The following is a 17163-nucleotide window of genomic DNA, read 5'->3' as shown; positions in this document are numbered from 1 at the left end:
CCTTCGTGTGGACCAAGACCGCTGACGAGATCCTCGCCAGCCTCGCCCACTACTGCACCAGAATCAATAAAACTATTAACGACTCGGAACACTAGTGGGGTTTTCCAACCTCGTTTTGCGTGGCGGTGTGGGTAGCGGAACCTCAGAGGCTTCCTGGTCTGTGGGGGGCCCTCCTGATGTACGTCCAATACACGGCGGAGGGGCCGTCCTCGCCCAGGAGTGCCCCAGGGGCACGGGCGCAGTGAACCCGCGGCGGTGCCAGTGTCGTAGGTGGGCTATGCGCCTGCGGCGCATGCGACACCTCATCGACGTGTCGCTTTGCGACCCGCGGCTGCAGGGCGACCAGGATGAAAAACGCTCAGTGGGAAACCAGACCTCCGATTTCCATTGAAATTGCGGGAGTTGTCCACAGGCGTCGGCGTGTCGGGGTGCGACACGCCGACGGTCCGCAAGTTCCATTGAAATCGAAGGTCCGATTTCCATTGAAATTGCGGGCGTCAAGTGGTTCGCCGCTGGGGCCGGGGGTTGGTCAGGAGCCGAGGAGGGTCGTCAGGCGCGGCGAGTAGGCGTGGTCGAGCACCAGCGACGCCGCGCCCACCGCTCCGGCGTCGTCGCCGATCAGCGCCGTCTCGACGCGCACCGGTCGCACCTTCGGCGCCCACACCTGCGCGTCGACCACCTTCGCCACGCGGGCCCGCACCAGCTCCGCCACATGCCGGAGCGCGGGTCCGCCGAGCACCACGCGGTCGACGTCCAGCACGCTCACCACCGATGCCAACGCCTGGCCCAACCGGGTTGCCGCCACGCGCAGCACCCGGGTCGCAGTGGCGTCGCCGTCGGCCGCCGAGCGGCACAGGCGCTCGTAGGTCGCCGCGACCGGTTCCCCGTTCGGCTCCTCCCGGGTCGCCGCCCGCCAGTCGGCGACGATCGCGCGCATCGAGCAGTACGCCTCCAGGCATCCCTTTCTGCCGCAATGGCATTCGCGCCCGCCGCCGCTGTGCACGTGGCCGATCTCGCCGGCGTTGTTGCTGACCCCGCGATGCACCTGATCGCCCAGCACCACGCCGATGCCGACCCCGGAACCCAGGTAGACGTAGACGAACGAGCCCGCGCGGTCCGCGCGGCCGGCCCACCGCTCGCCGATCGCCGCGGCCGTCGCGTCGTTGTCCATCACCACCGGCAGCCCGGCGCGGCCCTCGACGATGTCGGCGAGCGGAACATCCGCCCACCCGGCCAGATTCGGCGGCCCGAGCACCCGCCGGTTCGCCGCGTCCAGCGGACCGGGCACCGCCAATCCGACGCCGAGCACCCGGCCGTCGGCGATGCCGGAACGCCGCACCAACTGGTGGAAGGTGCGGGCCAGAGCCGCCCCGACCGCCTCGGGCGAGGCGTCGTCGGGCACACGGCGGCGGCTGCGCATCCGCACGCCGCCCGCCAAGTCCAGCAGGACGCCGGTGATCCGCTCCGGATCGAGGTGCAGGCCGACCGCCGAGTACGCGTCCGGCACGACTTTCAGCAGCACCCGGCGCTTTCCCCCGGTGGACGGCGCGTGGCCGTTCTCGGTGACCAGTCCGTCGTCGATCAGCGCGCGCACGATGTTGGACATCGTCTGCGCGGTCAGCCCGGTGCGCCGCGCCAGCTCCACGCGGCTGACCTCACCGTGCTGCCGGATCGCGTCGAGCACGACCGCCCGGTTGAACCCGCCCACCCGCGGCAGATTCGTGCCCTGCCAGGACGCTTTCGCCATCGACGCTCCTCGTCTGGGGCAGCAAGATCGTTGACTTGTTCCATCGAATGGAATTATCTTGCCCAAGAGTGTGATCCGGATCTCAGGTCAGGCGCAACCACTGCCGGCGGGAGGCCGCGATGCGGCGGAACAAGGCGATGTCCGCGTTCATCACCACCACCCTGGTCTTCGTGCTGGCCGCGTGCGGCGGCGGCGCGGCCGACGACCCGAACACGATCAGCGTGGCCTACCACCGGTACGGCAACACGTTGCAGGTCGACCAGTGGATGCAGCGGGTCAAGCAGCAGTACGAGCAGGCGCATCCGGGCAAGGTCGTGAAGCTGGATCCGGTGGTCGCGCCGGAGAGCGAGTACCTGTCGAAGCTGCAGCTGCGAATGCGCTCGCCGTCCACGGCGCCGGACGTGCTCTACGAGGACAGCTTCAACGTGAACTCCGACGTCGCGGCCGGATACCTGGCGCCGCTGGACGACCGGCTCGCGCAGTGGCCCGACTGGGATAGCTACATCGACACCACCAAGCAGGCGGGCCGGGCGCAGGACGGCAAGACCTACGGCGTTCCGCTGGACACCGACACCCGCGGCCTCTGGTACAACCGCGAGTTGTTCGCCGCGGTCGGCCTGCCCGCCGACTGGCGGCCCCGGACCTGGGACGACGTGCTCGCCGCTGCCCGGCAGGTCAAGCAGCACCGCCCGGACGTCATCGCCCTGGACCTCGCGCTGGGCAAGGCCGAGGGCGAGTCGGTGAGCATGCAGACCGTCGAAATGCTGTTGTACGGCACCGAAACCGGCACTCTCTACGACGACCGGCAGCAGAAGTGGATCGCGCCGAGCAGCGGTTTCGCCGATGCGATGGGCTTCCTGTCCACCGCGTTGACCGAGGGCCTGACGCAGAGCGGGGCGCAGATCGCCGACGCCCAGTACGACAAGGTGTTCCGCGACGACCTGACCCGCGAGGGCAAGATCGCGATCCGGCTGGACGGCAGCTTCGCCTCCGGGAACTGGGTGGATTCCGGCTGGCAGGACTGGAGCCGGACGATGGCGGCGACGCCGATGCCCACCCAGCACGGGCAGCCGCCGGGCACGGTCACCCTCTCCGGCGGCTGGACGCTGGCGATCAGCTCGTCCAGCGGCAAGCAGGACGACGCGTTCGAGTTCATCAAGCAGGCGATGACCAAGGACAACGTCGTGGCCTACGCGGCGGCCAGCGGCAACCTGCCGGCCCGCGCGGACGCCGCCGCCGATCCGCGGGTGGTCGGCGCCAACCCGCTCAACCCGTTCTGGATCGGCCTGCTGGACAACACGCACTACCGGCCCGCGCTGCCGGAGTACCCGAAGGTCTCCGAGGCGATCCAGCAGTCGGTGCTCGACGTGGTGGCGGGCAAGCCGCCTGCCGAGGTCGCCGATCGCTGGTCGGAGCAGGTGTCGCGGATCGTGCAGCCGGCGAACACCCGGCCGGGTTGATGGGGGCGCGGGTGGGGCGCTGGCTGGTGCCGATGGCACCCGCGTTGCTGCTGCTCGGCCTGTTCGTCGCCGGTCCGATCCTGTGGAGCGGCTACGTCTCGCTCACCAACGCGGCGCTGACCGGGGCCGCGGCGACCGCGCCGGAGTTCGTCGGGCTGGAGAACTTCCGGCGGCTGCTCACCGATCCGGCGCTGTGGCATTCGGCCTGGCTGACGGTGGTCTTCACGGTGGGCTCGGCGGTCATCGGGCAGAACTGCCTGGGCATGCTCATCGCCGTGCTGACGCAGCACCGGCGCCGCTGGGTGCGCAGCGCGGTCGGCACCGTCGTGGTGTCGGCGTGGGTGCTGCCGGAGCTCGTCGCGGCCTTCGCCGTGTACGCGTTCCTGAACGCCGACGGCACGCTGAACCGGCTGCTCACCGGCCTCGGGTTCGGAGCGCAGGACTGGCTCTACAGCGCGCCGATGGTGGCGGTGATCCTGGGCAACGTCTGGCGGGGCACCGCGTTTTCGATGCTGGTGTACCAGGCGTCGCTGTCGGAGGTGCCGACCGACCTGGTGGAGGCCGCGGAGGTCGACGGCGCCGGGGTGTTCCGCCGGTTCTGGCACGTCACGCTGCCGATCATCCGGCGTTCGGTGCTGACCAACCTGATGCTCATCACGCTGCAGACGATCGGGCTGTTCACGATGATCTACGTGCTGACCGCCGGCGGCCCGGGCGCCGCGACGCAGACGCTGCCGCTGCTGATGTACGACTCGGCGTTCGAGTTCGACGAGATCGGCTACGGCGCCGCGATCTCCCTGGTGCTGCTGCTGATCGGCGGCATTTTCGCGGTCGTGTACGCCAAGAGCCTCCGGGAGGAGGTCTGATGGCCTCGGTGACTTCCGCCCGGCGGCGCTCGGTGTCCACTGTGGTCAATATGGTGCTCGCGGCCATCGCCCTGGCGTTCCTGGCCCCGCTGCTGTGGCTGGTCACGGCCGCGTTCGACGCGGACGCGCCGCTGGCGGCGCAGCTGCCCGCCGCGCTCACCCTCGACAACTTCGGCCAGGTGCTCGACTGGGAGACCAGCGTTCGTCCACTGTGGAACGGGTTGTTGATGAGCGGCGGCGCGGCGCTGATCTCGGTGGTCGCCGCCGTGCTGTGCGCCTATCCGCTGTCGCGCTACCAGCTGCGGTTCCGGCGGCCCTTCCTGTACGTCGTGCTGTTCGCCTCCGGCCTGCCGATGACCGCGGTGATGGTCCCGGTGTACAGCATGTTCGTGCGGCTGGAGCTGATCGACTCGTTGTTCGGCACCACCCTGTTCCTGGCGGCGACGTCGCTGCCGATCGCGATCTGGATGACGAAGAACTTCATGGACGGCGTCCCGATCGCGCTGGAGGAGGCGGCGTGGGTGGACGGCGCGTCGGCGATGCAGGCGCTGCGCGCGGTGGTGCTGCCGCTGATCGTGCCCGGCCTGGCGGTGGTCGGGATCTTCACGTTCATCACCGCGTGGGGCAACTTCTTCGTGCCGTTCGTCCTGCTGCTGGACCCGGCGAAGCAGCCCGCGTCGGTGGGCGTGTTCACCTTCTTCGGCCAGGGCGGCCTGATCGCCTACGGCCAGCTGGCGGCCTACTCGATCCTCTACACGGCCCCGGTGATCGCCCTGTACCTGATCGTCGGCCGAACCCTCGGCGGCGCCTTCAACCTCGCCGGCGCCATCAAGCACTGACCCGCCGCAATTTCCATTGAAATCGAAGGTTCAATTTCAATGGAAATTGCGGGAAGGACGGGCGCCGACGCCGGGCGGGGCCGCCGAGGTACCGATCCGCCGCATGGCGGCGGCGACCGCGGCGGGGTGGGTGAGCTGCGGGTTGTGCCCGGCGCCGGGGATGGTGGTGACGGTGGCCGAGCCTGGGTCGTCGAGCAGCGGATCCTGTTGTCCGGCAACGATGTGGACCGAGACGTCGCCGAGGAGCGTGCGGAGGGCGGCGCGTTCGGCGGGTTGGTTCGCCGCTCTGAGCCAGCGGGCGGTGCGACGGGCGACGGCGGGCCGACGCAGCTGGGCTGCGGCGCTCGCGACGGCCTGGCGGGCTTCGGCGGGCGGAGCGTCGCCGAGGAGCGCAGCCGTGAGGCGCGGGACTGAGATGCGTTTGAGCAGCGGCGCGGCGAGCGCGCGGAGCAGCTTCGAGGCTTCGGCCTGGAGGAAGTAGGGCGAAACCAGGAGCACGCCCGCGATGCGGTCGGGATGCGCGGCGGCGAAGCGCAGCGCCGGCGCGGTGGCCGCCGAATGGGCGACGATCACGGGCCGGGTTCGCAGGGGTGCCAGCAGGTCCGCGAGCCAGTCCAGCGGCGTGGCCCCGGTCGGGGCCGAGCGGCCGAGGCCCGGCAGGTCGGCGACCAGGGCGCGAGGGTCCCCCAGCTCGCCGAGCACGCCCCGCCAGGACTCGCCGTCGAGCGGAAGCCCGTGCAGGAGCACGAAATCGGGCGAGGTCCGGTCGCCGGCGAGGTAGGTCCGGGAGCCTGCGACGTCGTGGAAGCCGCCGGGGAGCGCGGCGGAAGTCGCGCCGAACCGGTCCGCCACGAGCCGGTCCGCCCAGCGGCGCAGCGCGGTCCCGGCGGGCGGCTGCCGGAGTCCGGCGGCGTCGGCGACCCGCTCCGCCGAAGCGGTGTCGTAGCGGTCCTCGATCAGGAAGTCCAAGGTTTCCGGGTCGGCGCCGGTCAGCGCGGCCGGGAGGCGGTGGACCAGGGACACCGGCACGCGGGTCCGCGGCGCGCGTACGCCCAGGTGGTCGGCGAGCATCCGGACCACGTCGGGCAGGTCCGGGGTGTCCGCGTCGAGCACCCAGTGCCGGCCGCCGGGCTCCGGGTCGTGCTCGGGGACGGCGGCCATGAACTTCGCGAAGTGGTCCACGGTCACGACGGGGACGAACGTGCGCGCGGTTCCGGGCAGCGCGGGCAGCCGCCCGGTCCACAGCTGGCGGACCAGTTCGGCCAGGCCGATGTACTGGCCGGCCTCGCCGGTGGCCGAGTGCCCGATCACGCTGCTGGGGTTCACCAGCGTCAGCGGGACCGCCAGCCGGGCGGCGACGACCCGCACGGCCGCATCCGCCTCGAACTTGGATCCCTCGTAGGCGCCCTTGTCCCGGTAGAGCGCCGCGAGTTCGGCCTCGGGGAGGGGATACCGCGCCTGCCGGTCCAGCCCCACCCGGTAGCCCGACACGTGGACCAGCCTGCGCAGATCGCGGCGGGTGGCGGCCCAGCGCAGCACGTTGAGGGCGCCCTCGACGTTGACCGCCCTCGCCTCCTCGCGCTGCAGCCCGAACCGGTAGAGGGCGGCGGTGTTGAAGATGTCCCGCACGTCGGCGAGCTGTTCGTCGTCGGCCGGGCTGAGTCCCAGGCCGGAACCACCGGTGAGGTCACCGGCGACGACCACGAGCCGGTCGTCGGCCGCGCCGCGATCGCGCAGCCACCCGCGCAATTCCGCCTCCCGGCTCGTCCCGCCGCGACCCCGGAGGACTGCCGCGACCGTGCGGCCCTGGTCCAGCAGGTGCAGCACTGTCCACCGGCCGATGAATCCGGTCGCGCCGAACACCACCGCGTCCGGTGTCCCGATAGGCCTGCCGCTCTCGATCACCATGCGAAAAAAATAGACCGGTCTACATATTTTGTCCAGCACCCGACGCCGAGCCCCTTGCCGTCGGAAGCGGCACCGCGCTGGTTTCGCGCGAAACCGGCGGATCGCGTGACGGGTGGCAGCGATTTCGCGCGAAACCGCCGCCACCCGGTGCGCCTACCGCCCGGCCGGAACCTGCCCGATCCCGTCGACCACGCCCCGCTCCAGCACGGCCTTAGTCTCCACGAGCGATCCGCCCGCGCCCAAGCTGCTGTCCTCGGCGAGCACGGTCCGCTTCCCCAAGTACTCCAGGGTCTGCGGGTCGAAGATCCACTGCTTGCGCATGCCGGCGTCCTCGTCGAGGTAGCTCACCACCAGACCGGTGCGGCCCTCGGCGTCCTGCGCCTGGCCGCCCAGCTCCACGCCGGGGATCTTCGCCGCCGCCTGGTACACCGCCGCGGCCAGGTCCGGCGGCAGCAGGGCTTCCTGGATCAGGTCGCCGAGCTTGTCGAACGTCCGCCGATCCTTCGAACCGCCGCTGCCGGAGTTCTCCCGCGCCCAGGCCAGCAGCGCGTCGGGGTCGGTCGGAAGCTTTTTGAGCTCCTCGTAGGTTGGCGTCTGGTCGGCGTGCTTGATCAGCTCGAACATCGGCTCGGAGCCCTCGCGGATCGCGCCGACGGGCGTGCCGGGGGCGACCTGCCGCTGCGCGAACCAGATCTCCCGCTCCTGCACCGGTCCCAGCACGAACGGCCCGCCGGTGTCGCCGTCGGCGGTGGAGTCCGCGCCGACGCTCCTGATGTAAACGTACTGGTCGGGCCGGACCTGGGGCTCTGGCTTCGCGGCGGCCGCCGCCGAGATCCGGCCCAGTTGCTCGGCCGCTGCGGCCTGCCCGGCGTTCGGGCCGGACTGCAGCACGAACACGCCGGCGGTGATGGCGGCGATCGTCAGCGGAACGGCGGCCAGGGCCCACCGCCTGCTCCGCGCCGGGCGGGCGTGGGTCCGGGGCTGCTGGTGGATCTCCTGCATGAGGTTCTCCCTGAGGACGGTGAACCGCTCGCCGGACAGCTCGGGCTCGGCCGGGGACGGCAGCAGGTGAGCGAGTTCGGCGCGGTCGACCTCTTCGCGCGACCCGCGTCGCATGGCCTTCATCGGTTCCTCCCTTGCGGCGAACGGGACGCCATCGGGCGTCCACCCCCTTCCTGTCCGGCTGCGGGCGCGGGTTCCGCCGCCACGCGCAGGTTCTGCATTTCGGCGTCGGCGAGCTTCTGAAGCCGTGCGCGGGCGCGCGACAGCCGGGAGCGCACCGTCCCGACCGGGACGCCGAGTGCTTCCGCGGCGGCCGCGTAGTCCAGGCCGGACCAGACGCACAGCGTGAAGACCTCTCGCTCGCCGCGGCGGAGCTTGGCCAGCGCGCGTTGCGCGGCCGCGACGCGTTCGGCGTCGTCCATCCGGCCCGCCACGTCGTCGGCGAAGTCCGGAACGGTGTCCTGCGGCCGGGTCCGGGCCAGCGCGGCCTGGTGCCGCCGCGCCGCGCGGGAGACGTTGCGCTGGACGTTGGTGGCGATGCCGAGCAGCCACGGCAGCAGCGATTCGCCGTCGGCGTGCACCCGGTCCCGGATCCGTCGGGTGGCAGCCGATGGCCTTCGAGCGGCGCTGGCGCGAGGACGTGCTGCCCTGGCTGGCCGCGCACGACGCGACCTACCACCTGGGCACCGATCCGCGGCAGGTCCAGGCCACTGTGGACGAACTGCGCGCGGCGCTGAAGGCGAATCCGCTGCCGTCGCCGGACGGCCCGCCGGTCGACCACGCCGCGCTCGACAACCTGGTGGTGCAGAGCATGTACTCGAAGTTCGCTTTCCCGCAGCTGGGCGGCACGCTCGCGGCGCTGCGGGACGGCGCGGGCGAGGCCGCCCCGGTGCTCGCGCAGGCGCAGGCCCGCACCATGCCGATGCAGGCCGATCCGAGCGACAGCATGGCGGCGACGTTGTACTCGATCCGCTGCAACGACACGGGGTTCCGGGGCTCCCCCGAGTCGGTGGTGGCGCGGTCCGGAGTCGAGGGGCGGCTGTTCCCGACCATGGGCTACTACTCGATCGTGCAGCCGTGCGTGTTCTGGGAGCGCCCGGACGTGAACCTGCCGAAGATCACGGGCAAGGGCCTCCCGCCGGTGCTGATGCTCCAGTCGGAGAACGACCCGGCGACCGCGTGGGAAGGCGCGGAGGTCGCGCACCGGAAGTTCCAGGGCTCGCGGATGATCACCGTCCGCGGCGAAGGCGACCACGGGGTCTTCGGCACCGGCAACGCCTGCGTCGACGACGCGACCACGGCGTACCTGCTCGACGGCGTGGTGCCCGGGCGCGACCTGACCTGCCAGGGCACTCCGGCGCCGGAGCCGGGGACGCGCAGCCTCGAGTCCGGCGGCCGGAGCCTGCTGGACGAGCTGGACCGGCTGTCCGGCGTGCTCGGCTGATCTCGGAAAAGGGCTTGGTGGCGCGCAAAAAGCTCGCGGGCGGGGAGTGGATTCGATCCGCTCGCCGCCCGCGGGCCGTTGAGACGCCTTGCACTCATCGCAGTTGTGGCCTCCTCCGGATCGGAATGGTGTCCCGGTGCAGCCGGTCGATCTCACCGGCCTCCGACTGCTCGTCGACTTCGGCGTCCTCCCTGCGCAGCGAAACGAACACCGCAGCGACCGCGATCAGGGACAACGCCAACATGGCCAGATCAGCCATGACACACCCCCTCGTATCGGCGCGCCGTTTTCGGCGGTAATCACTGGGACGCACACAGTGTCCGCCGGGTTGCTGATCGTTTGAAATCCCCGGATCTGCTCCCCCGGGCTGCGTAGATCCACCCGTCGGCGAAAACGAAAACGGCGTTTCCCCGAAAGAGCTTCAGCTCTCTTGGGGAAACGCCGCACGATTGCGCACACTGCGCTGGAGCTCCGCGCCGGACGGGTGGACGCGAAGCTTCCCACGTCGCTTCGCGAATCCACCCGTCCGGGGGTCGCTCGGTCAGTGACCGAGACGCTGTTTCAGGGCCTCCAGCTCATCGCGCATCGAGCTCGGCAGCGAGTCGCCGACGGTGTCGAACCACTCCTCGATGAGCGGCAGCTCCGCCTTCCACTCCTCGACGTCGACCTTCAGCGCCTCGTCGACGTCGGCCGTCGGCGTGTCCAGCCCGGTCAGGTCGAGCTCCTCGGCCGACGGCACCCGGCCGATCGCGGTGTCGGCGGCGGCGGCGTTGCCCTCCAGCCGGTCCACGATCCACTTGAGCACGCGCGAGTTCTCGCCGAACCCGGGCCACAGGAAGCGCTTGTCGTCACCTCGGCGGAACCAGTTCACGTAGAAAATCCGCGGCAGCTTGGTGGCGTCGGCGGACTTGCCGACGTTCACCCAGTGCTGGAAGTAGTCGCCGACGTTGTAGCCGATGAACGGCAGCATCGCCATCGGGTCGCGCCGCACGTCGCCGACCTTGCCGGCCGCCGCGGCGGTCTTCTCCGAGGACAGCGTGGCGCCCATGAACACGCCGTGCTGCCAGTCGAACGCCTCGTTCACCAGCGGCACCGTGGTCTTGCGGCGGCCGCCGAAGAGAATCGCCGAGATCGGCACGCCGTTCGGGTCGTCCCACTCCGGCGCCAGGATCGGGCACTGCGACATCGGCGTGCAGTACCGCGAGTTCGGGTGCGCGGCGTTCTCCCCGTTGTCCGGGGTCCAGTCGCGGCCCTTCCAGTCGGTGAGGTGCTGCGGGTCGCCCTCCATGTCCTCCCACCAGACGTCGCCGTCGTCGGTGAGGGCCACGTTGGTGAACAGCGAGTTGCCCTTCTCGATGGTCTCCATCGCGTGCGGGTTCGTGTTCCAGTTGGTGCCCGGGGCGACGCCGAAGAAGCCGGCCTCCGGGTTCACCGCGTACAGGCGACCGTCCTCGCCGAAGCGCATCCACGCGATGTCGTCACCGAGGGTCTCGACCTTCCAGCCCGGGATGGTGGGCCGCAGCATCGCGAGGTTGGTCTTGCCGCAGGCCGACGGGAACGCGGCCGCGACGTAGTAGACCTTGTCCTCCGGCGAGATCAGCTTCAGGATCAGCATGTGCTCGGCCAGCCAGCCCTCGTCGCGGGCCATCGCCGAGGCGATGCGCAGCGAGTAGCACTTCTTGCCCAGCAGCGCGTTTCCGCCGTAGCCGGAGCCGAAGCTCCAGATCATCCGCTCTTCGGGGAAGTGGGTGATGTACTTGGTGTCGTTGCACGGCCACGGCACGTCCTGCTGCCCCGGCTCCAGCGGCGCGCCCACGGAGTGCAGCGCGGGTACGAAGTCGCCGTCCTCGCCCAGCCGCTCCAGGACCTTCGCGCCCATCCGGGTCATGATCTGCATCGACACCACGACGTACTCGGAGTCGGTGATCTCCACGCCCAGCTTCGGCGGCTCGGCGTCCAGCGGGCCCATGCAGAACGGGATGACGTACATCGTGCGACCACGCATGCAGCCCCGGTAGAGCTCCGTCATGGTCGCCTTCATCTGGTTGGGGTCCATCCAGTTGTTGGTGACCCCGGCGTCCTTCTCCTCGACCGAGCAGATGTAGGTGCGCTCTTCGACGCGCGCCACGTCCGAAGGGTCCGAAGCCGCGTAGAACGAGTTCGGCTTGTTCGCCAGGCGGGTGAAGGTGCCCGCCTCGACGAGACGGTCGGTCATCCGCTGCCATTCCTGCTGCGAACCGTCGCACCACACCACCTGGTCGGGTGTGGTCAGCTCGGCGACCTCGCGCACCCACGACAACAGGCGCTCGTGCGTGGTCGGTGCCTGGTCGAGACCTGGGATGGTCAATGCGGTCATCGCTCCGCGTCTCCTGACTGGGCGCCACAGCCCGGATTCGCCGACGGGGTCTCCCGTCGGCCTTTACAGGGAAAGCTTCGCCCGCCCCGAAGACCGGGCGAAGTGAAAAAGGGATGCACCGAGGCTAACGGCGGATCGGGCGCGCAATGGAGATCAGCCATGTTCGTTCTCTCACAAGAACGATAAGGGAATCGATTCAGAAGCGACCTGAGTAGTGGTCTGGACGAAAATCTCGCCGTGCCGGGATCGCTTGGATCCAGAATTTCCGGCGAACCGGACGTGTTCGCGAACACCGGGTTACGCGCAGGCATCGACCGAATGGCGGTTGCTCCCCGTCGCGGACGTGAAAAACCCCGCCCGATGCGCATCGGGCGGGGTGGGAATCGAGCCGAGCGGTCAGCCCCAGACCTCGTCGGAGTCCGCCTTGCCGCCCGCTCCGCCGCGCAGTCCGCCGCTGTGCGTGTCGGCGTTGGCGGCGTGCGGCTGGGCCGCGTCGTCGAAGGTCCAGGCCGCGTCGTCGGTCGCGCCGGTCGCCTGGTTCGGGGCGTATTGGCCGTCGTCGGTCATCTTGCCCTGCTCGACCACGGTCCACTGGCCGTCGCCGGTGTGGTGCGAGATCGTCACGTCGCCGGTCTGGCTGATCTCCACGACCTGGTCGGCGGACCCGTCGCCGTCGACGTCGGTGACCAGCATGGTGCCGCCGGCCTCGGTCTCCACGACCGCCGTGTCTGCGATGCCGTCCTGGTTGGTGTCCTCGGTGGCCGGGCCGACCTGCATGTCGCCCTGCGGCGTGTCGATGACCATCGACCGGCCGTGCTGCTGGTCGTCCGGGTCGGCGCCGCCCGGGTGCTGCTGGGGCGCCTCGCCGGCCCACCCGCCGGTCTCCGCGTCGAAGCGGGCCTGCTCGACGACCACGCCATCGCTGTTGATCGACTGCATGAGGTCGGCCTGGCCGTCGCCGTTCTCGTCGATGTACGCGACGTAGCCGTCGTCGGTCATCACGGCGACCGTCTCGTCGATGCCATCGCCGTCGAGGTCGTAGTTGGCCTCGGCGGTGTACTCCTCGCCCTCGACGGTGACCTTGATGTCACCGTCTCCCGCGCCGGTCTCCTCGATGTACACGTCCGCAACCTCTCAGCCGCCGATCAACTGCAACGCCTAGGACGCAGGGTAGAGGCCGCGGGTTCCGCAGATGAAGGACGTCGCTTGTTTCCAGGCTCGTTTTGCGTGGCGGTGCTGGTGGCGGCCCCCCTGCGGGAGTTGCTGTCGCCTTCTCGCTGTGGGATCCCCGACATCATGAATGCCAATTCACCACGTCGGGGCTGTCCTCGCGAGAAGACGCCTGAGAACCCGCGGCGGTGCCGGTTGCGTAGGTGAGCTAAGCGGCTTCGCCGCTTCAAAGCCCGCCCTACCGCGCTCCACTGGATCCCGAACAGCTCTAGTTCTGCGCCTCGATCACGCAGCGCGCCGGGGCGGTTCACCCGGACAGACGTGTACGCCGTAGACCTGGCGTGTATACGGTGTAGACATGACCGAGCGGGGTACCGCGGCCCGGATCGCGGACGCGGCGTTGGAGATCCTCCTGGCGGAGGGCGCGCAGGCGGTGACGATGCGCCGCGTCGCGGCGGCGGTCGGCGTCACGCCGATGGCGACCTACCGGCACTACCCGAACCGCGAAGCGCTGCTGCGCACGGTCGCCGACGCGGCCTTCGCGGAGCTGGGCAAGGACTGGGGGAAGCGCGGCGCGGACCTCGACTTCGAGTCCCGGCTCGACGGGCTGACCGACGACTTCCTGGACTTCGCGCTGGGCAAGTCGAACCTTTACGCGTACCTGATCACCGAGCAGCGTGCCGGGACCCTGCGCTTCCCGGGGGACTTCCGCGAGGGCGGCTCTCCCGCGTTCGCGCCCGTGCACGCCGCCGTCGAGCAGGCCATGCGGGACGGCGTGCTGCGGACCGACGACCCGCTCGAAGTCGCGCTGGCGATCACGATGCCGGTGCTCGGCCTGGTGCAGCTGTACCTAGGCGGCCGTTTCAGCTCGTCGGAGGAGGACTTCCGGGCGCTGTGCAAGCGCACGACGAGGAGGGTTCGGGATGGGCTCATGGCGTGAAGCGCGCAACCGGTGGGCGCTGCCCGCCACGGCCGGTTCGGCGGTGCTGTTCTTCTTCGGCACCGGGCTCGCGCCGGTCGCCGCGCTGACCTGGCTCGCCCCGTTGCCGGTGCTGCTGATCGCGCCGCGCGTGTCGGGCGTGGTCGCGGCGACCGTCGCGTTCGCCGCCTGCTTCCTGGGTACGACGAACCTCTGGGGCTGGTCCGCGAACTCCCACGACCTGCCGCTGCTGCCCGGCGGCCTGCTGGTCACCGCCGCGTTCGGGCTGACGTTCGCGCTGGCCGTCCTGGTGTTCCGCGGGCTGCTCCGCCGGGGCTGGGCGTTGCTCGCCGCGCTCACGGGCCCGGCCGTCTGGGTCGGCGTGCTCTACCTGGTGTCGGTGTCCAACCCGATGGGAATCATGGGCACGCTGGCCACGACGCAGGCCGACGTTCCCGTGGTGCTGCAGGTCGCTTCGGTGACCGGGGCGTGGGGCATCGACTACCTGGTCCTGCTCGTGCCCGCGGCGCTCGCGGCGGTGCTGGCCCCGGCGGTGAGCACCGGGGCGCGGGTGCGCACCGGAACCGTCGCGGTCGTGCTGCTCGTCGCGGCGCTGGGCGGCGGGGCGCTGCGGCTGGCGAGCGAGCCGGGGCCCGCGCAGCGCGTGGCATTGGTGGCGAGCAACCAGAAGGGCTGGGCCGCCGATCTCGGCACGCCGGACGGCCGCGACCTGCTGCGCGACTACCTCGCCCGGCTCGCCGAGCTGCCGCGCGGCGTGCAGACGGTCGTGCTGCCGGAGGCTGCCTTCGGCTCCACCGAGGCCCGGCCCGCCGTCCTCGTCGAGCCGATGGGCCGGCTCGCGCGGGAGCGCGGGTTCGACATCGTCGTGGGCTTCGCCCACTGGGACGGGGGCGCGAAGTACAACTACGCGCTCACCTTCCCGGCCCGCGGCGGAGGCCCGGTGCCCTACCTCAAGCAGCACGACACCGTCAGCCCCACCGGGCGCGAACTCGTCTTCCCGCCGGTCGGAGGAGCCCGCCTCGGCGTCGAGATCTGCATGGACGTCAACTTCCGGAATCCCAGCAGCGACTACGCCGCAGCGGGCGCTCATCTCCTCGCGATCCCGGCGTCCGACGAAAACGCCAACGGCTGGCAGCACAGCCGCACGGCGCTGCTGCGCGGCGTAGAGAACGGCCAAGCGGTCGCCTGGGGCGGTCGGCAGACGACGCTGATGATCTCCGACGGGTGGGGCCGGGTCCTCGCGGACGCGCCCACCGACGTCCCCGCCCCGTTCACCTCGGTCGTCGCCGACGTGCCGCTCGGTCCGGGCGCCACGCCCCACACCCGCCTCGGCGACTGGTTTCCCCGGCTCGTCATCGCCCTGGCCCTGATGGGGCTGGCCATGTGCGCCGTTCGAGCAAGCCGGGTGCAGCGCGACTCCTCGGCGGTGTGCGGAGCGCCACATCGGGTGGACCTTTAGTAAGGTCGAAGTTCGAGGATGGAGGTGATCGCGTGGCTACGACGGAAGGTGTTCCCATGACCGACGGCCGGACGGCTCTCGTCACCGGTGCCACCGGAAACCAGGGCGGCGCGACCGCCCGCCACCTGCTGGCGCGCGGCTGGACGGTGCGCGCGCTGGTGCGCGACCCGGAGAAGCCCGCAGCCCGCGAGCTGCGGGATGCGGGTGCGGTGCTGGTCCGGGGCAACCTGGACGACGCCGATTCCCTGCGCGCGGCGATGGCCGGGGCGGACGCGGTGTACAGCGTGCAGGCCCTGGCGTGGGACGAGGCAGGCTTGGCCGCCGAAGTCCGCCAGGGCACGACCGTGGCCGACGTCGCGCTGGAGACGGGCGTCTCGCACCTGGTCTACAGCTCGGTCGGCGGCGCCGAACGCGACTCCGGCATCGCGCACTTCGAGAGCAAGTTCGCCATCGAGGAGCACATCCGGCGCATCGGTGTGCCCGCCACCGTGCTGCGCCCGGTGTTCTTCATGACCAACCTGGTCAGCACCACCGGCGATGCAGGCGAGCAGGTCCTGTCGCTGCCGCTGGCCCCGGCGACTTCGGTGCAGATGATCGCCCCCGACGACATCGGCTACTTCGCGGCCACCGCGCTGGACGACCCGCAGCGCTACATCGGCCGGCAGCTCGAAATCGCCGGCGACGAGCCGACCATGCAGGAGGTCGCGGCGACGATCCAGCGCGTCACCGGCACCCCGACCCGCTACGAACCGAGGCCGATCGAGGGGCGGGACCGGATGTTCGAGTGGTTCGAGGAGAGCGGCTACCGGGCCGACATCCCGGCCCTGCGCCAACAGCACCCGGGGCTGCAAACCCTCGAAGAGTTCCTGCGGCGGCAGGCCTGACCGGCGGTGATCGTGCGCCGTTTTCGCGCGAAAACGGCGTTCTCCACGCCTGGGGATGACGGTTTCGCGCGAAACCGTCGTCCCGCGAGCGCTTGTGGCCCACCTGCGGTCAGGTGGTTTCGGTGTAGAGGCGGGCCCAGCCTTCGGCCGTGAGATCCCGGGGCAGCGCGGGCAGGTCGCGGACCCGGCCTCCCGTGACGTTGCGGACGATCTCGCCCAGGCCCCGCCCGCGGCCGGTGAACACCGCCTCGACGAACCGCTGGTAGCGGCGGAGTTCGCCGAAGGGCACCAGCGGACCCGCGCGGCGCAGGATCCTCAGCACGCCGCCGTCGACCGCGGGCACCGGCCGGAACGAACGAGCGGAAACCTTGCCGCAGAGCCGGAATTCGTACCAGGGCGACCACTGCGCGGTCAGCTGGTTGCCGCCCGCGGCTCGCTTCCGGGCGACGTCCCACTGCACCAGCAGGACCGCCTCCGACCAGCACCGAGTGCCCAGCAGCCGTCGCGTCACCGCGGTCGTGATGCCGAACGGGAGGTTGCCGACCACCGCGTGCGGCGCGTCGGGGAAGCGGAATTCGAGCATGTCGCCCGTGATCACGTGCACCTGAGGCCATTTGCCGCGGAGCTCGTCGGCCCAGTGCGGGTCGAGCTCCACGGCCGTGATCGGTCGTCCGGTGCGGGCCAATTCGCGGGTGATGGCCCCGCGTCCCGCGCCGAGCTCCACCACGGGAACCGGCGACGGATCGAGCAGATCGGCCATGCGGCGGGCGATGCCGCGGTCGATCAAGAAGTTCTGGCCGAGTTCGCGGCGCGCACGATCGCGCGCCGAATTCCGGCGGGAAGGCATGTTGGCTGCTCCTGCGTTCGCGGACCGGTCGGAACCGGGCCCTCGCGAGCGCAGGTCAGCGTGGAATCACCGCACGACGAACCGCGCGTCGGGAAACGAGAGCCCGGACGCGGAAGGCGACGCGAAAACAGATCCGGCGCCGCCTAAGCGGAACGCAGCCGGATGAAGTAGGCACAAGCAGCAGGACAAGCCATGCGGGGAACGTAGCAATGCACGCACCGCCGGCGACACCGATTTTCCC

The 17163-nt window shown here is 70.7% G+C and carries 15 protein-coding genes; 7 read left to right on the top strand and 8 right to left on the bottom strand.

The window, feature by feature from the left end; translation table 11 throughout:
- Positions 1–529: 529 nt before the first annotated feature.
- A complete protein-coding gene (locus AC07FN_RS37890) occupies positions 530–1747 on the bottom strand; it encodes an ROK family transcriptional regulator (RefSeq protein ID WP_478399979.1) in 1218 nt (405 codons plus the stop codon).
- A 119-nt stretch (positions 1748–1866) separates the two neighbouring features.
- On the opposite strand from AC07FN_RS37890, the gene AC07FN_RS37885 reads away from it, so the two are divergent.
- The 3 genes from AC07FN_RS37885 to AC07FN_RS37875 are packed head-to-tail and all read left to right on the top strand — an operon-like array spanning position 1867 to position 4912.
- Positions 1867–3207, top strand: a complete 1341-nt coding sequence (locus AC07FN_RS37885; protein ID WP_478399978.1) for an extracellular solute-binding protein — start codon at positions 1867–1869, stop codon at positions 3205–3207.
- Positions 3208–3239: 32 nt separating this feature from the next.
- Positions 3240–4073, top strand: a complete 834-nt coding sequence (locus AC07FN_RS37880) for a carbohydrate ABC transporter permease (RefSeq protein WP_478399977.1) — start codon at positions 3240–3242, stop codon at positions 4071–4073.
- On the top strand, positions 4073–4912 hold the full coding sequence (locus tag AC07FN_RS37875; RefSeq protein WP_478399976.1) for a carbohydrate ABC transporter permease: 840 nt from the start codon (positions 4073–4075) through the stop codon (positions 4910–4912). The genes AC07FN_RS37880 and AC07FN_RS37875 overlap by 1 nt, the downstream gene beginning before the upstream one ends.
- 36 nt (positions 4913–4948) lie before the next feature.
- Here the strand turns inward: AC07FN_RS37875 and AC07FN_RS37870 are convergent, their stop codons facing one another.
- The 3 genes from AC07FN_RS37870 to AC07FN_RS37860 all read right to left on the bottom strand — a co-directional run bounded on the left by AC07FN_RS37870 (position 4949) and on the right by AC07FN_RS37860 (position 8403).
- Positions 4949–6820, bottom strand: a complete 1872-nt coding sequence (locus AC07FN_RS37870) for an alpha/beta fold hydrolase (protein WP_478399975.1) — start codon at positions 6818–6820, stop codon at positions 4949–4951.
- 153 nt (positions 6821–6973) lie between these two features.
- Positions 6974–7945 carry a CU044_5270 family protein gene (locus tag AC07FN_RS37865; protein ID WP_478399974.1) on the bottom strand — a complete coding sequence of 324 codons (972 nt, stop codon included), beginning with the start codon at positions 7943–7945 and terminating at the stop codon, positions 6974–6976.
- Positions 7942–8403: an RNA polymerase sigma factor gene (locus AC07FN_RS37860; protein WP_478399973.1), complete on the bottom strand. Its 462-nt coding sequence runs from the start codon at positions 8401–8403 to the stop codon at positions 7942–7944. Before AC07FN_RS37860 ends, AC07FN_RS37865 begins: the two co-directional genes overlap by 4 nt.
- 29 nt (positions 8404–8432) lie before the next feature.
- On the opposite strand from AC07FN_RS37860, the gene AC07FN_RS37855 reads away from it, so the two are divergent.
- A complete protein-coding gene (locus AC07FN_RS37855; RefSeq protein WP_478399972.1) occupies positions 8433–9266 on the top strand; it encodes an alpha/beta hydrolase in 834 nt (277 codons plus the stop codon).
- 94 nt (positions 9267–9360) lie between these two features.
- Here AC07FN_RS37855 and AC07FN_RS37850 read toward each other — a convergent pair whose 3' ends face one another.
- From AC07FN_RS37850 to AC07FN_RS37840, 3 genes are all read right to left on the bottom strand, one after another.
- A complete protein-coding gene (locus AC07FN_RS37850) occupies positions 9361–9525 on the bottom strand; it encodes a hypothetical protein (RefSeq protein WP_165968264.1) in 165 nt (54 codons plus the stop codon).
- A gap of 282 nt (positions 9526–9807) precedes the next feature.
- Entirely contained in the window at positions 9808–11622 is a 1815-nt protein-coding gene (locus AC07FN_RS37845) for a phosphoenolpyruvate carboxykinase (GTP) (RefSeq protein ID WP_478399971.1), read from the bottom strand.
- A gap of 396 nt (positions 11623–12018) precedes the next feature.
- Positions 12019–12744: a DUF6802 family protein gene (locus AC07FN_RS37840; RefSeq protein ID WP_478399970.1), complete on the bottom strand. Its 726-nt coding sequence runs from the start codon at positions 12742–12744 to the stop codon at positions 12019–12021.
- 406 nt (positions 12745–13150) lie between these two features.
- On the opposite strand from AC07FN_RS37840, the gene AC07FN_RS37835 reads away from it, so the two are divergent.
- From AC07FN_RS37835 to AC07FN_RS37825, 3 genes are read left to right on the top strand one after another with little or no spacing between them, the layout of a single operon-like run.
- On the top strand, positions 13151–13732 hold the full coding sequence (locus AC07FN_RS37835) for a TetR/AcrR family transcriptional regulator (RefSeq protein ID WP_478399969.1): 582 nt from the start codon (positions 13151–13153) through the stop codon (positions 13730–13732).
- Positions 13716–15191, top strand: coding sequence for a nitrilase-related carbon-nitrogen hydrolase (locus AC07FN_RS37830; protein WP_478399968.1), 1476 nt, complete (start codon positions 13716–13718; stop codon positions 15189–15191). Before AC07FN_RS37835 ends, AC07FN_RS37830 begins: the two co-directional genes overlap by 17 nt.
- A gap of 56 nt (positions 15192–15247) precedes the next feature.
- Positions 15248–16075, top strand: a complete 828-nt coding sequence (locus AC07FN_RS37825) for an NmrA/HSCARG family protein (protein WP_478399967.1) — start codon at positions 15248–15250, stop codon at positions 16073–16075.
- A gap of 109 nt (positions 16076–16184) precedes the next feature.
- Here AC07FN_RS37825 and erm read toward each other — a convergent pair whose 3' ends face one another.
- Positions 16185–16922: a 23S ribosomal RNA methyltransferase Erm gene (gene erm, locus AC07FN_RS37820; protein WP_478399966.1), complete on the bottom strand. Its 738-nt coding sequence runs from the start codon at positions 16920–16922 to the stop codon at positions 16185–16187.
- Between the last annotated feature and the right edge of the window lie 241 nt (positions 16923–17163).

Source organism: Saccharopolyspora sp. NPDC045941 (genome assembly GCF_056431445.1).
Note: the sequence above shows the minus strand (reverse complement) of the source record. Positions and strands in the feature narration are given on the sequence as shown.